Source organism: Formosa sp. F44 (assembly GCF_056238645.1).
The window spans coordinates 361,146-375,974 of sequence record NZ_JBWDLJ010000003.1 but is presented as its reverse complement, the minus strand read 5'-3'; the positions used below and the strand labels follow the sequence as shown (position 1 = coordinate 375,974).

The 14,829-nt window shown below is 34.8% G+C and carries 16 protein-coding genes; 8 read left to right on the top strand and 8 right to left on the bottom strand.

Translation table 11 applies throughout. The features are described 5' to 3' along the window. Nucleotides 1-72 precede the first annotated feature (72 nt). A complete protein-coding gene (locus AC0UBM_RS11640) occupies nt 73-897 on the top strand; it encodes a thymidylate synthase (RefSeq protein WP_475688729.1) in 825 nt (274 codons plus the stop codon). Between the two features lie 39 nt (nt 898-936). Here the strand turns inward: AC0UBM_RS11640 and AC0UBM_RS11635 are convergent, their stop codons facing one another. After that, nucleotides 937-1,233 carry an isoamylase early set domain-containing protein gene (locus AC0UBM_RS11635; RefSeq protein ID WP_475688728.1) on the bottom strand — a complete coding sequence of 99 codons (297 nt, stop codon included), beginning with the start codon at nt 1,231-1,233 and terminating at the stop codon, nt 937-939. A gap of 246 nt (nt 1,234-1,479) precedes the next feature. Here AC0UBM_RS11635 and AC0UBM_RS11630 point away from each other — a divergent pair, with 246 nt between their 5' ends. The 5 genes from AC0UBM_RS11630 to lspA all read left to right on the top strand — a co-directional run bounded on the left by AC0UBM_RS11630 (nt 1,480) and on the right by lspA (nt 5,826). After that, nucleotides 1,480-2,382 carry a dihydrofolate reductase gene (locus tag AC0UBM_RS11630; RefSeq protein WP_475688727.1) on the top strand — a complete coding sequence of 301 codons (903 nt, stop codon included), beginning with the start codon at nt 1,480-1,482 and terminating at the stop codon, nt 2,380-2,382. A 70-nt stretch (nt 2,383-2,452) separates the two neighbouring features. Further along, nucleotides 2,453-4,012: an NAD(P)/FAD-dependent oxidoreductase gene (locus AC0UBM_RS11625; protein WP_475688726.1), complete on the top strand. Its 1,560-nt coding sequence runs from the start codon at nt 2,453-2,455 to the stop codon at nt 4,010-4,012. Beyond that, nucleotides 4,013-4,228: a maltose acetyltransferase domain-containing protein gene (locus AC0UBM_RS11620; RefSeq protein ID WP_475688855.1), complete on the top strand. Its 216-nt coding sequence runs from the start codon at nt 4,013-4,015 to the stop codon at nt 4,226-4,228. 201 nt (nt 4,229-4,429) lie between these two features. Continuing rightward, complete coding sequence (fabD, locus tag AC0UBM_RS11615; protein WP_434037002.1) at nt 4,430-5,326, top strand: ACP S-malonyltransferase; 897 nt, start codon at nt 4,430-4,432, stop codon at nt 5,324-5,326. Beyond that, nucleotides 5,326-5,826, top strand: a complete 501-nt coding sequence (lspA, locus tag AC0UBM_RS11610; protein ID WP_414036652.1) for a signal peptidase II — start codon at nt 5,326-5,328, stop codon at nt 5,824-5,826. The genes fabD and lspA overlap by 1 nt, the downstream gene beginning before the upstream one ends. Nucleotides 5,827-5,865: 39 nt before the next feature. Here lspA and AC0UBM_RS11605 read toward each other — a convergent pair whose 3' ends face one another. The 3 genes from AC0UBM_RS11605 to AC0UBM_RS11595 form a co-directional block, all read right to left on the bottom strand. Next, a complete protein-coding gene (locus AC0UBM_RS11605; protein ID WP_414036651.1) occupies nt 5,866-6,057 on the bottom strand; it encodes a hypothetical protein in 192 nt (63 codons plus the stop codon). A 241-nt stretch (nt 6,058-6,298) separates the two neighbouring features. Then, nucleotides 6,299-7,321: a UDP-glucose 4-epimerase GalE gene (galE, locus tag AC0UBM_RS11600; RefSeq protein ID WP_475688725.1), complete on the bottom strand. Its 1,023-nt coding sequence runs from the start codon at nt 7,319-7,321 to the stop codon at nt 6,299-6,301. Then, complete coding sequence (locus AC0UBM_RS11595; protein WP_475688724.1) at nt 7,314-8,447, bottom strand: DegT/DnrJ/EryC1/StrS family aminotransferase; 1,134 nt, start codon at nt 8,445-8,447, stop codon at nt 7,314-7,316. Before AC0UBM_RS11595 ends, galE begins: the two co-directional genes overlap by 8 nt. A 157-nt stretch (nt 8,448-8,604) precedes the next feature. Between AC0UBM_RS11595 and AC0UBM_RS11590 the strand changes: the two genes are divergently transcribed. Both AC0UBM_RS11590 and AC0UBM_RS11585 read left to right on the top strand, forming a co-directional pair. Beyond that, on the top strand, nt 8,605-9,852 hold the full coding sequence (locus tag AC0UBM_RS11590) for a 3-deoxy-D-manno-octulosonic acid transferase (RefSeq protein WP_475688723.1): 1,248 nt from the start codon (nt 8,605-8,607) through the stop codon (nt 9,850-9,852). Between the two features lie 101 nt (nt 9,853-9,953). Further along, nucleotides 9,954-10,409, top strand: coding sequence for a hypothetical protein (locus AC0UBM_RS11585; RefSeq protein WP_414036647.1), 456 nt, complete (start codon nt 9,954-9,956; stop codon nt 10,407-10,409). Nucleotides 10,410-10,483: 74 nt separating this feature from the next. Here the strand turns inward: AC0UBM_RS11585 and AC0UBM_RS11580 are convergent, their stop codons facing one another. From AC0UBM_RS11580 to AC0UBM_RS11565, 4 genes are all read right to left on the bottom strand, one after another. Beyond that, entirely contained in the window at nt 10,484-10,876 is a 393-nt protein-coding gene (locus AC0UBM_RS11580) for a hypothetical protein (protein WP_414036646.1), read from the bottom strand. A 150-nt stretch (nt 10,877-11,026) separates the two neighbouring features. Then, nucleotides 11,027-11,479: a GNAT family N-acetyltransferase gene (locus tag AC0UBM_RS11575; protein ID WP_414036645.1), complete on the bottom strand. Its 453-nt coding sequence runs from the start codon at nt 11,477-11,479 to the stop codon at nt 11,027-11,029. A 5-nt stretch (nt 11,480-11,484) separates the two neighbouring features. Beyond that, a complete protein-coding gene (gene mgrA, locus AC0UBM_RS11570; protein WP_475688722.1) occupies nt 11,485-12,471 on the bottom strand; it encodes an L-glyceraldehyde 3-phosphate reductase in 987 nt (328 codons plus the stop codon). A 67-nt stretch (nt 12,472-12,538) separates the two neighbouring features. Then, a complete protein-coding gene (locus tag AC0UBM_RS11565; protein WP_475688721.1) occupies nt 12,539-14,788 on the bottom strand; it encodes a transglycosylase domain-containing protein in 2,250 nt (749 codons plus the stop codon). Nucleotides 14,789-14,829 lie beyond the last annotated feature (41 nt).

The window sequence follows — 14,829 nt, the reverse complement described above, 5'->3', positions numbered from 1 at the left end:
TAATAAAGCATGGTTTTATTAATTTTGTAATTATTAATATTTCTTCCCCTTAGGAAGACGGAAGATGGGCTTATGAAACAATATTTAGACCTTATAAACCACGTTTTAGAAACAGGAAACGAAAAGGGAGACCGCACAGGAACGGGAACAAAGAGTGTATTTGGATATCAGATGCGATTTGATTTAAGTGAAGGTTTTCCAATGGTTACAACCAAAAAACTTCATTTAAAGTCCATTATACACGAATTACTTTGGTTTTTAAAAGGAGATACTAACACCAATTATTTAACCGAAAACGGAGTCAAGATCTGGAATGAATGGGCCGATGAAAATGGAGATTTGGGGCCTGTATACGGTCACCAATGGCGCAATTGGAACAATGATGAAATTGACCAAATTAAGGAAATTGTTGAAACCTTAAAATCCAATCCAAATAGCAGACGCATGTTGGTCTCGGCTTGGAATCCTTCGGTACTTCCAGACAATTCAAAATCGTTTAGCGATAATGTTGCCAATGGTAAAGCTGCATTGCCACCTTGCCATGCTTTTTTTCAGTTTTACGTTGCAGATGGCAAGTTATCGTGTCAATTATATCAACGTAGCGCAGATATCTTCTTAGGCGTACCATTTAACATTGCTTCCTATGCCTTATTTACTATGATGATGGCACAAGTATGCGGATACCAAGCAGGAGAATTTATTCACACCTTTGGAGATGCACATATTTACAGTAACCATTTTGATCAGGTTAAGTTGCAATTAAGCAGAAGTCCTAAACCGCTACCCAAAATGATATTAAATCCTGAGGTAAAAGACATCTTCGATTTTAAATTCGAAGACTTTAGTTTAATCGATTATGATCCGCACCCACATATAAAAGGTGCAGTCGCTATATAAAAAAAAGTGTTTCTAAATTTAGAAACACTTTTTTTTATATTATAATTTTAATACGCTGTTCTCTGCTGCTGCAAAATCATTCCATACTTGGTCGTCTGCTTCACTTTCATTTGCAAATGTCCCATCTACTAAATACCTAAATTCATAAGAATTATCTGCATCTAAACTTACTGCCCCTTTAAACGTTCCGTTTTTCAACTTTTTTAAAGGATTAGCTTTAGCATCCCATTCATTAAAACAACCAACCACAGTTACCTCATTTGCATCTTCAGCAGGCACAGTAAATGTAACTTTACATACAGGCTTGCTTTTTAAATATTGTTTTGAAATTGCCATAAATATTATTTTTTAGTAATATAAAAGTAAGAAAGAATTTTCTATAATGTTACTAATAATTATCTCTAAGACAAATAATTATGATTTTCTTAAAAAAAATTTGAATCTGACTTAATGTTCCAAATTAAAATGTTATTTTTTGTTATTATTATTAGTTGAAATTTAATCAAAATGATTTCAGCTTTACAAAAGTTTCAAATATTGTAGTAGAAGTAGTATTTTTACACCACTAACACGTTTCAACCTATGTTCGGTACTAAAAAAAGAGAAATTCCTCAAATAGACAAAGAGCAATTAGAGCTTATAAAACATGCTCAAAAACGCATTAAACAAAAAAAAGGGCTGTACACGCACTTTATTCTGTTTTTAATTGGTTCTGTAGCCGTTATTATTGCCAATTTAGGTCTTCATATAGGAGAAACCTTTACGCCTTTGGGTACAAATTGGTTTGTTTTAGTTATCGCTGCGTGGGCTGTGTTTTTAGTCTATCATGCGTTCAACGTATTTATTATTCATCGTTTTATGGGGGCTAGCTGGCAACAGGAACAATTAGATATTCTTGTAGCAAAACAGAAAGCGGGTATAGAAAAGTTAAAAACGAAATTACCAAATACAGAAACTTCTGCCACTGCCCTTTTAAACAAAAAGAAACCCCTGAACCAAAACTTAACCCTTATTGTTGCGGCTTCAGAAAACAATGCTATAGGAAAAGACAATCAGTTAATCTGGCATTTACGAGACGACTTACAGCGTTTTAAATCCTTAACGTCTGGCCATTGTATTATCATGGGGCGTAAAACATTTGAAAGTTTCCCAAAACCTTTACCAAACCGAACGCATATAGTGGTTACAAATCAGCAAAAATATAAAGCGCCACATGGTGTTATTGTTGTGCATAACATGGACGATGCTTTAGATGCTGCATTAGAAGATAAACATCCTTATGTAATTGGTGGAGGAGAAATTTATAAACAAGCACTGCCTTTTGCAGATCGCATTGAATTAACACGAGTACACAGCACGTTTGAGGCAGATACGCATTTCCCAGAATTAGATCCTAAAGTGTGGCGAGAAATCCAAAATATTCATCATCCAAAAGATGAAAATAACGATTATGCATTCTCATTTATAACTTACGAACGCATTTAATACCATTCAAATTTTAAACTCTGTTAATCTTTGCAAGTTCTTTAATTAGTAATTTCTGTAAATTTGCAATATGATAAAAGAAATTCAGCTACGTCTTTCGCTTCAAGAGCAAACGAGACAACAGGATAGTTTATGGCTTCAGTCTGCAAAAAAACTAGATATACCGAAGGAAAAAATATCAGGAGTTAAAGTACTTCGTAAATCTATAGATGCGCGAAAACCTGCTATTATTTTCAATTATAAAGTTGCCGTTTATATTAACGAACCTCTTCCTGAATCTTCTGCTTATACCTTCGATTATAAAGATGTTTCTAATGCAAAACCTATACATATTATTGGTTTCGGTCCTGCGGGAATGTATGCTGCTTTACGTTGTATTGAACTCGGTTTTAAACCTATTGTTTTAGAACGCGGAAAAAACGTTCAAGACAGACGTCGAGACTTAAAAGCAATTAATCAAGACCATCACGTCGATGAAGATTCTAACTACTGCTTTGGTGAAGGTGGAGCCGGAACGTACTCAGACGGAAAATTATATACACGTAGTTTAAAACGAGGCGATGTTCGCCGTATTTTCGAAAACTTAGTATACCACGGCGCAACCGATCAGATTTTGGTCGATGCTCATCCACATATCGGGACAAATAAACTGCCAAAAGTGGTGACAAATATCCGTGAAACCATTTTAAAGTATGGTGGCGAAGTTCATTTTGAAACACGAGTAACAGATTTTAAGATTACCAATAATAAAATAAAAGCCATTCAACTGCGTAATGGTGAAGAACTAGCAACAGAACGTGTTATTCTTGCAACCGGGCATTCGGCTAGAGATATATTCTACCTCCTAGATAAAAAGAAAGTTGCTATAGAAGCAAAGTCCTTTGCCATGGGTGTTCGCGTAGAACATCCGCAACATATTATCGATTCTATTCAGTACCATTGTAGTGGAGACCGAAACGAATTATTACCAGCGGCGGCATATAGTTTGGTACAGCAAGTAAACGGTCGTGGTGTTTACTCTTTTTGTATGTGCCCTGGCGGATTTATAGTTCCGGCAGCCACAGCAAATGGAGAAGTTGTGGTTAACGGGATGTCGCCATCAAAACGTAATAATGAGTTTGCTAATTCTGGTATTGTAGTTGAAATTAATGCCGAAAGAGATTTGTCTAAATACGAACAGTTTGGAGCACTTAAGGCTTTAGAATATCAAAAAGATTTAGAAAAATTAGCCTTTACCTCTGGCGGACGAAACCAGACAGCACCAGCACAACGTCTAACAGATTTTGTTGAAGGTAGATTGTCTTCAGATTTAAATCCGACCTCCTATCAGCCAGGAATAAAAAGTGTGCCACTACACTCTTTATTACCTAAATTAATAGGAAAGAGTTTACGAAAAGGTTTTGAATCCTTCGGACAGAAAATGCATGGATATTATACTGCTGAAGCTAATATTATTGGAGTCGAATCTAGGACCTCATCACCTGTGAGTATTCCAAGAACCGATAAATTAGAGCACCCACAAATAGAAGGTTTATTTCCTTGCGGAGAAGGTGGTGGTTACGCCGGAGGAATAATTTCTGCCGCTATGGATGGTGAACGCTGTGCTGAAGCTGCGATTTTAGGTTTGTAAATTTTTCTCGCTTTAGTTATATCTGAGAAAGAAAAAGAGCTAGCTCACAAATTATACCGTCCCGCAGACCCTATTTTAAGTCAAGAACGGTTGCGAGCACGATTGCTGTTTCAAATAGCGAATAACTTAACCGAAGAATTTAAAGACGAACGTGATTTCATGGATAATGCTCTTATAAATGCCGGCGAGAATTTATGTGTAAATCCTTCTTTTTAATACGATTATGGTTCGAATATATAAACCAGTTTCTAAATAATACGTGTTGCATTCTTGATGTAAGTCTAGTTACAATTGGAGGTCATGTAATGTTTACTGGTAATCCTGACAACGTGATTAACACCATACATAACAGCTAAAAATAGCAAACCTTTCTAATCTAATTTTTATTCTTATTTTTACAAATTCAAAATTAAAACTATGAACGCATATATATTTCCAGGACAAGGAGCTCAATTTTCAGGAATGGGTCTTGATCTTTACGAAAACTCCAAAGTCGCACAAGAATTATTCGAACAAGCTAACAGTATATTAGGTTTTCATATTACCGATATTATGTTCGAAGGTACTGCAGAAGACCTTAAAGAAACAAAAGTAACACAACCTGCCATTTTTTTACACTCTGTGATTCTTGCAAAAGTTTTAGGAGATAACTTTAAGCCAGAATTGGTTGCTGGACATTCTTTAGGAGAATTCTCTGCTTTGGTCGCTGCTGGAGCACTAACTTTTAAAGATGGTTTAAAATTAGTATCTCAACGTGCTTTAGCCATGCAAAAAGCCTGCGAAATAGCACCTAGTACTATGGCCGCTGTTTTAGGTTTAGAAGATAATATCGTAGAAGATGTTTGCGCATCTATAGATGGTGTTGTGGTTGCTGCAAATTACAATTGCCCGGGTCAATTAGTTATTTCGGGAGAAACTACAGCTGTAGAAAAAGCGTGTGAAGCGTTAAAAGAAGCTGGAGCAAGACGTGCATTATTATTACCTGTAGGTGGCGCATTTCACTCTCCAATGATGGAGCCTGCTCGCGAAGAATTAGCGCAAGCTATAGAAAACACAACTTTTAGTAAGCCTAATTGCCCGATATACCAAAACGTAACAGCTACTGCCGTTACCGACGAAAATGAAATAAAGGCAAATTTAATTTCGCAATTAACTGCTCCTGTGCGCTGGACACAATCTGTACAACAAATGATTGCAGATGGTGCAACTCATTTTACAGAAGTAGGACCTGGAAAAGTATTACAAGGTTTAGTAAAAAAAATTGATAGAACTGCAGAAACAGCATCTGCAATCTTTGAAACTGAACAAAATTAATGAAGCGTTCTAGAACTCCATTCATTTTAGGCTTAATCGCCCTTAACATTGCCCTCGATCAGATTTCTAAATTTGTAGTTAGGGCTTACGTTACACCTTATAAAAGCACCGAATTACTTGGCGATAAATTTATTTTAACCAACGTTGAAAATTCTGGAGCCTTTTTAAGTTTGGGAAGTGATTTAAATCCGACATTGAAAAGTATTTTTCTACTAATCTTACCGATAGCTGTATTAGCCTATGTAACCTATTACATTTTAACCCAGAAGGATTTGGATAAATTTTCGGTTATTGGGTTCTCATGTATTATTGGTGGAGGTATCGCAAATGTATTTGATCGAATTTTATATGGATCTGTAACCGACTTTTTACATATTGACTTAGGAGGTGTTTTTAGAACTGGTGTTTTTAATGTTGCAGATATGTCTGTTATGTTAGGAATGGGACTACTCCTCTATTCAAATTTTATCGTAAACAAGAAAGCAAAGCAAAACGCATAAAAAAAGGCCTTAAGAATAAACTTAAGGCCTTTTATTTTATTAAGCTTGAAGGAGACATTCCTCGCAATCTTTTATTTCTCCGTAATACGTTTCTCTGTATTTATGTAGTGTTTTAAACGGTATATTTAAAAACAACATTTTAATATACGTGACTTTAATTTGTAAGACTCCCATTTTTTTGGTGAACCTCGCTTCATTCTTCGTTTCTCTTTTTACTGTAATCAATTTCATTTTATCAGATTTCATTATATGCCGAAGGTACTTAAACGAATATATAAAACCTAGATAACCGATCATTACCCTATCATTTAACTATAGAATTACATTTTTTTCAACCAAATCCAAATATTATTAAAAATATCTCATTGATAATCAAGATAAAAACAGACGCTTAACAAATAAAAAGACATAAAAAAAACCTTCTCTACAGCATTTTGCAAAGAAGGTTTTTACTAAATTAACACTAATTAATTTACTTATTTCTAATTTTTTGTTCCCATTTCCAAGCCGATTTCATAGCATCGTCTAATGTTAATTCAGATTTCCATCCCAATTCATTATTCGCCTTTTCTGTATTGGCATAAGCAGAAATTACATCACCTTCACGACGAGGTGCTATTTTGTAATTTAATTTCTCATTAGAAACACGTTCGAAAGCATTAATTACTTCTAATACAGAGCTTCCTGTTCCTGTTCCTAAATTAAACACTTCAAAATTAGATTTATTGTTCTCTTCTAATAATCGGTTTAAAGCAATAACATGCGCTTTTGCTAAATCTACAACATGAATATAGTCACGAATACAAGTTCCATCTGGCGTTGGATAGTCGTCTCCAAAAACAGATAATTGCTCACGTAAACCCACTGCCGTTTGAGTAATAAAAGGCACTAAATTTTGAGGAACTCCTATTGGTAATTCTCCAATTAAAGCAGTCTCGTGTGCACCTATCGGATTAAAATAACGTAAGGCAATCGCATTTAAATTAGGAATTACCTTACAGCTATCTTTTATAATCTCTTCCCCAATCTGCTTTGTATTTCCGTAAGGAGACTCTGCAGGTTTTACTGGGGCATTTTCTGTAATTGGCAATTCATCTGCTTGGCCATACACCGTACAAGACGAACTAAAAATAAAATTAGCATCTTTTAATTTATCTAATTCTTGTAACACATATACCAAGGTATTTATGTTATTTTCATAGTATAAAAGAGGGTTACCAACACTTTCTCCAACCGCTTTACTCGCTGCAAAATGGATAACTCCATTGATATCGCTATGCGCTTTAAAAAAGTTTTGAACGTCTTGTTTATTTCTTAAATCAAGTTCTTCAAAAATAGGTTCTTTCCCAGAAATACCAGAAATACCTTTTAATACATCTCTTGAAGAATTTGAAAGATTATCGATCACTACAACGTCATGACCTTCATTTTGAAGCTCGACTACGGTATGAGATCCAATAAACCCAAGACCTCCGGTAACTAAAATTTTACTCATTGATAAATGCTTTAACTTTTGTGGTTATATATTCTATTTGGTCGTCGTCCAATTCGGTATGCATAGGTAAAGAAATAACGTCCTTAACCAATTGGTTTGTTACTTTAAAATCAGATTCATTATAACGCTCGTCTAAATACGCTTTTTGATTATGTAGTGGTATTGGATAATATACACCACAAGGAATATCATTTTCGTTTAAATACTTAGCTAAAGCATCACGATCTACTCCTGTTACTTTTAAAGTATATTGGTGAAAAACATGACTATCTTCTGCTCCACTTCTAAAAGGTGTAACAATGTGTTTTTCATCTTTAAAAGCTTCATCGTATTTATCCGCAGCAGCAATTCTAGCTTTATTATAAGCATCTAAATTTGGTAATTTAGCCCCTAAAACAGCAGCCTGAATAGCATCTAAACGCGAGTTTACACCAACAACATCGTGGTGGTAACGTTCGTACATTCCGTGATTAACAATACCACGAATGGTATGCGCTAGGTCATCATTATTAGTAAAAATGGCTCCACCATCTCCATAACAACCTAAATTTTTAGAAGGGAAAAATGAAGTTGCAGACACATCTCCAATAGTTCCTGCTTTTACCTTAGTACCATCTTTATATGTATAATTTGCTCCTATGGCCTGTGCATTATCTTCAATAACAAATAAATTATTTTCTTTTGCAACAGCCATGATCGCCTCCATATTAGCACATTGTCCAAATAAATGTACAGGCACAATAGCTTTGGTATTAGGTGTAATGGCTTTTTTAACAGCTTCCACATCTATATTAAATGTATCCGGCTCGACATCTACTAAAACAGGAGTTAACTGTAATAAAGCAATCACCTCAACAGTGGCCGCAAAAGTAAAATCTGTAGTAATAACTTCGTCTCCAGGTTTTAAACCTAAACCCATCATTGCAATTTGTAATGCATCTGTACCGTTAGCACATGGAATAACGTGTTTTACACCTAAATACTGCTCTAAATTTTTCTGAAATTCGTGAACCTTTGGTCCATTTACAAATGCTGTAGTTTCTAAAACTTCTTGAATAGAATCGTTTACAACATCCTTTATTCGTGCATATTGACTTTTTAAGTCAACCATTTGAATTTTTCTCATTTGAAAGAAATTAAGGCCCACAACATCAACGTGTTCGAACCATGAATATTAATAAATCCGTTTGGGACATTATGCTTACGAAATTACGAAAATCAGGGACGTTTACCAATCAAATTATGCCAAAGAAATACTATTTTTGTTTCAAAGCATTTAAAATTTGAAAATTATATATAATCTTTCCATTTTCTTAGCTAGTCTTTTACTTCCATTAATAGGCTTCTTTAATTCTAAAATAAAATATGGCGTAATAGGCAGACGAAAAACCTTTAGCAAATTAAAGCAACATATTTCTAAAACAGATAAAACTCTGTGGTTTCACAGCGCTTCTTTAGGGGAATATGAACAAGGATTACCCGTGTTTTCTGAAATAAAAAAACACTATCCAAATTATAAAGTCATTCTTACCTTTTTTTCACCATCTGGTTATCAAATTAGAAAAAATTCGCCATTAGCAGATTGTGTTGTATATCTGCCATTAGACTCTAAACGTCATGCTAAAACGTTTCTAGATTTAGCACATCCTGATCTTACCATATTTGTTAAATATGATATCTGGCCTAATCTTTTAAGCGCATTAAAAAAGAGACAAGGACGTGCCATATTAATTTCGGCATTGTTTAGAAAAGAGCAATTATTTTTTAAATCTTACGGTTCTTTTATGAGGGATGCCTTATTTGCTTTCGAGCACATTTTCACGCAAGATGAAGCTTCTAAACACCTCCTACATTCTATAAATTATAATGCGGTAAGTATTTCTGGTGATACACGTTTCGATAGGGTTTCGAATCAATTAAAAACCGATAATTCTTTAGACTTCATCGCGACATTTAAAAACAACCAACTCTGTTGTGTTGCAGGAAGCACTTGGCCGGAAGACGAGAAACTACTTGCAAACTACATTAATACTACAGCGCCTAGTACGGTAAAATTTATAATTGCGCCACACAATATAAAACCTAATCAGATACATCAACTTAAAAATAGTTTAAAGGTTAATACCGTATTGTACTCAGAAAAGGATAAAGTTGATTTATCTACTGCACAAGTCTTTATAATAGATACCATTGGTATTCTTACTAAAATCTACAACTATGCAGATATGGCATACATTGGCGGCGCTATGGGAACTACAGGATTACACAATACGTTAGAAGCCGCTGTTTTTGGTGTACCCGTTATTATTGGAAATAACTACGAAAAATTTCCAGAGGCAAAAGCCATGATAAAAAACCAAGGGATGTTTGCTGTAAAAAATCAAGAAGAATTAAATCAAATTCTAAACAAACTGACAAATAACACTGCGTTTCGAGAAGACTCAGGACAAAAAAATGCCACATACATTCACAAAAATGCTGGAGCAATAGACCTGATTTCTAAATATTTGACTTCAAATACTTCAAATTAATGACATTTATTGAATTTGTTAAAAAAATTAACATTTAAGATTTAATGATTGCCAAGAAGTTATTACCTTGGCAGCATAAAAATTAACAAAACACTAAAATCATGAAAAAACTAATTTTAAGCGCAGCTCTTGTATTTGCTCTAGGAACTACCTTTACTTCTTGTAGAGACGTAAAAGAAAAATCTGAAAGTGCAGGAGAGGCTGTAGAAAACGCTGCTAAAGAAACTGGAGATGCTTTAGACAATGCTGCTGATGCAACTAAAGATGCTGTAAACGATGCTGTTGATGCTACTGGAGATGCAATGGATGACGCAGGTGATGCTGTTGAAGGTGCTAGTAAAGACGCGAAAGACGCTGTAAATGATGCTGTTGACGCAACTGACAAAGCTTTAAACGATGCAGGTAATGCTGTTGAAGGTGCTACTAAAGATGCTGTAAATGCAACTGACAAAGCAATGAAAGATACAGGTAAAGCTGTTGAAGGAGCTACAAAAGACGCAAGCGATGCTGTAAAGAAAACAGCTAACGATGCTAATAACGCTATCCAAGGAAAATAATTCACATTTTCTTTATACAAAAAAAGCCCTTGTAAAATTTACAAGGGCTTTTTTATGATTTAACTTTATACCTACTATAAAACTAATGATGCCAATTTATACTTTCTTTTAAATGGTGCTATTTGTTTTTTAATATCTTTCTTATAAGATTGTAAAGCAGTATCAGATCCAAAGGCTTTTCCTATCACCCCATCTCTTTGCTTTTTTCTATCGTTAATTTTTAACTTCTTTGAAGCATCGTCCCCAGAACCACTCATAATTCCGACAATATCACTTGCAAAGCTCTTATTTTCTTTTTCTACTGCAGTACTCACTCCAGAAGACAATCCTAAATCTTTACTTGGTTTTAAAGCGGATACTAAATCTTTTGAAAAATCTGGAGAAGGCAATTTTATATCCTGCGCCTGAATCGTTAAAGAGATAAACGCGAATACAATAAAGCATAAATAATTTAATGGTTTTTTCATAATTAATAACGTTTGTAGTTAGAATAACAAATCTAATAATTTAATCAATATTTAAAAATCATTCTTAATTAATAAAAGGTTTTGTACTACACTAGACGTATAAATAAGTAGTCTCAAATACCTAGATACGAGGGAAACTCAATGATCAAATCAGTTTACTGTTTTCTCAAAACACCTGCTATTTTTAACCCCTGCATACTGACCGTAATTAGGAATTAAACTATAGCCATTTTTTTCGTAAAGCCGAATGGCTTCAGGTTGTTTAAGTCCTGTTTCCAGCACACATCTTTTATATCCTAATTCCGAAGACCATTGTTCTAATGCCACAAGTACCTTCGAGGCTATGCCTTTACCGCGATAAGCTTTGGTAGTATACATACGTTTAATTTCCATGCTGTCTTCATTATATTCCTTTACAGCACCACAACTAATTGCTAAATCATCATGGTACGCCACAATCACATATTTAATAGCTGTTACTTTATTAAACTGATCGTAAAAGGAATGTTCATCACCGTCGCGTTCTGCTAATTCCGAATCCAGCAGTCGTACTAAGTCTACAAAGTCTTCATGTTTAGAATCTGTTCGTATAATCTTTATCATTTAAACTATTTTAAAACAGTTTCTATAGCCTCTAATTCTGAATTGGAAAATTCCAAATTTTTTAAAGCCCCTAAATTATCTAATAATTGTGCTTCACTACTTACTCCTACTAAAACGGATGTAATTCTATCGTCTTTTAACAACCAAGCTACGGCCATTTGTGCAAGACTCTGATTACGATTTTTGGCTATAGTATTTAATTTAATCACCTTATTAATCACCTCCTGAGTTATACTTTCCTTTTGAAGAAATCCAGTTGCTTTAGAAGCTCGAGAATTTTCTGGAACACCATTAATATATTTGTTTGTTAAAAGGCCTTGTGCTAATGGCGAAAATGCAATTGCTCCAATACCTTCATCGCCTAAAACATCTAACAAACCATCTTCTACCCAACGATCGAACATACTATAGCGTGGCTGATGAATTAAACACGGTGTACCCAATTTCTTTAAAATTTTTGAAGCTTTTAAAGTATCTTCTGCATTGTAATTAGAGACACCAACATAAAGGGCTTTTCCTTGTCTAACTATTAAATCTAGAGCAGACATGGTTTCCTCTAAAGGTGTATTAGGATCTGGACGATGATGATAAAACACATCTACATAATCTAAGCCCATACGCTTTAAACTTTGGTCTAAACTAGACACCAAATATTTTTTAGATCCCCAATCGCCATAAGGCCCCGACCACATATTGTAACCGGCTTTTGTAGAAATAATAAGTTCGTCCCGATAAGGTAAAAAACTAGCCTTTAAGATTTCTCCAAAATTACGCTCTGCGCTTCCGGGAGGTGGACCATAATTATTAGCCAAATCGAAATGCGTAATCCCATTATCGAAAGCTGTATGTAACATTTGTTTTCCGTTTTCTAAAACATCGACATCGCCAAAATTATGCCACAACCCTAATGAAATGGGAGGCAAAACAATACCGCTTTTTCCACATCTTCGGTAAGACATGTCTTTATATCTATTCTCGTTTGCTTGATACATAAGTGCTATAAATTAATTTACTAGTGTTAAAAAGGAAGATTTCATTTAAGCCCTAAGACTAATATAATTACTCCCCAAATGCTTTCTCTTTTTTCTTCTTCCCAAAAAGCCGTTTAAAAAAGCCATCGCGTTTATCGGGGTTGCAGTCTAACCCTTCTAAAACGTCTTGCGAAGGCGTCTCAAATTTAGCCTTTGTTATGCTATTAAAATCATTATCTTTATTTAACTGAGACACAAAATTTGCGACTATTGGTAATGCAGAGTTTGCACCTTGACCAATAGACGTCGTGCTAAAACCAATACGATGATCGTCGTTTCCTACCCAAGATCCCATCACTAAATTTGGGGTAATTCCCATAAACCAACCATCGCGATTATCTTGTGTTGTACCTGTTTTTCCTGCCATATCGTTGGGCAAACCATAGATAGATCGCATACGTTTTGCGGTACCTTCATTAATTGTAGCCTTCATAAACTCGATCATGGTTTGTCTCGTTTTCTCACTAAAAGCAGGATCCATGGGTTTTGAAGGTTTATACTCATAAAGTACTTTCCCATTTTTATCTTCTATTTTCTCTATAAAATAAGGTTTAGATGGGACACTTTTATTTACATAACTCGTATAGGCCGCTGTTAACTCTAAAAGCGACAATTCTGCCGTACCCAAAGCTAAAGAAGGAACATCTGGCAATTCTGAAGTGACTCCCATCTTTCGTGCTTGCTTAATAACCGCAGGTATACCAACCATATCTAATAGTTTTACAGCGATGGTATTTACAGATCGACTTAACGCTTTCTCCAAAGAAAAATTCATGTGTGGATCCACCTCATCGTTCGAAGCGTTAGATGGCGTCCAACCGTCTTCATTAGTATAGGTAACCTCTTTAACCGAAATATAAGTACAAGGATCCATTCCCGATTCTAATGCTGTGGTATAAACAAAAGGTTTAAAAGTAGATCCCACCTGACGTTTTCCCATAGACACATGATCGTACTTAAAATGCTCGAAATTAATACCACCAACATAAGACCTTATAGCTCCTGTTTTAGGTTCGATAGCCACAAATCCGGTGTTTAAGAACTTTAAATAGTGCTTTAAACTATCTATTGCAGATACCGAAACAATTGTATCTCCTTCATAACTGAATATTGGTTTTTTAGATTTTTTATTAAGCGCTTTCATAATTTCAGATTCGGATAATTTCTCTTTCTGAAGACGCTTATATGCTGGTGTTTTTTGAATTAATTCGGTAATCATAGCCTCATCTTTTAACCACGGTGCATTAGATCCATATGCTTTTTCAAACTGATTCTGTAAACGCTCCATATGTTTCGTCATCCCTTTTTCGGCATACGCTTGCATAGTGTTATCTAAGGTGGTTGTAATTTTTAAACCATCTGTATACAAATCATATTCAGAATTAGCACTCTTATTTATACTATCTAAAATCTGCGATACCTGTTTACGAACATGTTCTCGAAAATAAGGAGCTAACCCTTCGTTATATGTGAATTTATGATAATCAATTTCTACAGGATGATTGCTTTCTCTCTTCCTTGTTGCTTCATCTATATAACCATATTTAACCATTTGCTGAAGAACTACATCGCGTCTAAGCTGACTTCGTTCTGGGAATAATCGCGGATTATAACTGTGATTTGCTTTAAGTGTACCAACCAAAGTTGAAGCTTCCGAGAGTGATAAATTTTTAGTAGAGGTATTAAAAAAACGGTAGGATGCACTCTCAATCCCGAAGGTATTCTCACTAAAAGGCACCGTATTTAAATACAGAGCAATGATATCGTTTTTATCGTAAACGTCTTCAATTCTCGTGGCAACTATCATCTCCTTGATTTTATTTATTGGCATAGATAACATCCAATATTCTTTTCTTCCAAAGAGATTCTTAGCCAATTGTTGCGTGATAGTACTACCGCCACCGGCAGAATCATCTTGCAACAATACACTCTTAAAAAACACTCTAAAGAAACTCGGATAATCGATACCGCCATGCTCGTAAAAACGCGCATCTTCCGTCGCTATTAATCCGTCGACAAGATATTTAGGAAGGTCGTTAAAACTGACAATACTTCTGTCGAAGACAAAGTACTTGCCTAATAATTCTTCATTCTTATCTAATATAAGACTTGCCTCGGCCTGCTTTAAATCGGCTAAATCGGTTTTAGAAGGTATTTTACCCCATAAACCAATATAAATACTTCCAATAAAAACAAGGAGCAGAAGTAAACCAATACTAGCGAGTTTTAATACTAAGACAAACCAATTTTTATTTTTTTTAATTGCTTTTTTTTTCAATTGTATGGATTAAAAAGGATTAATGATAATACGTTATTAGA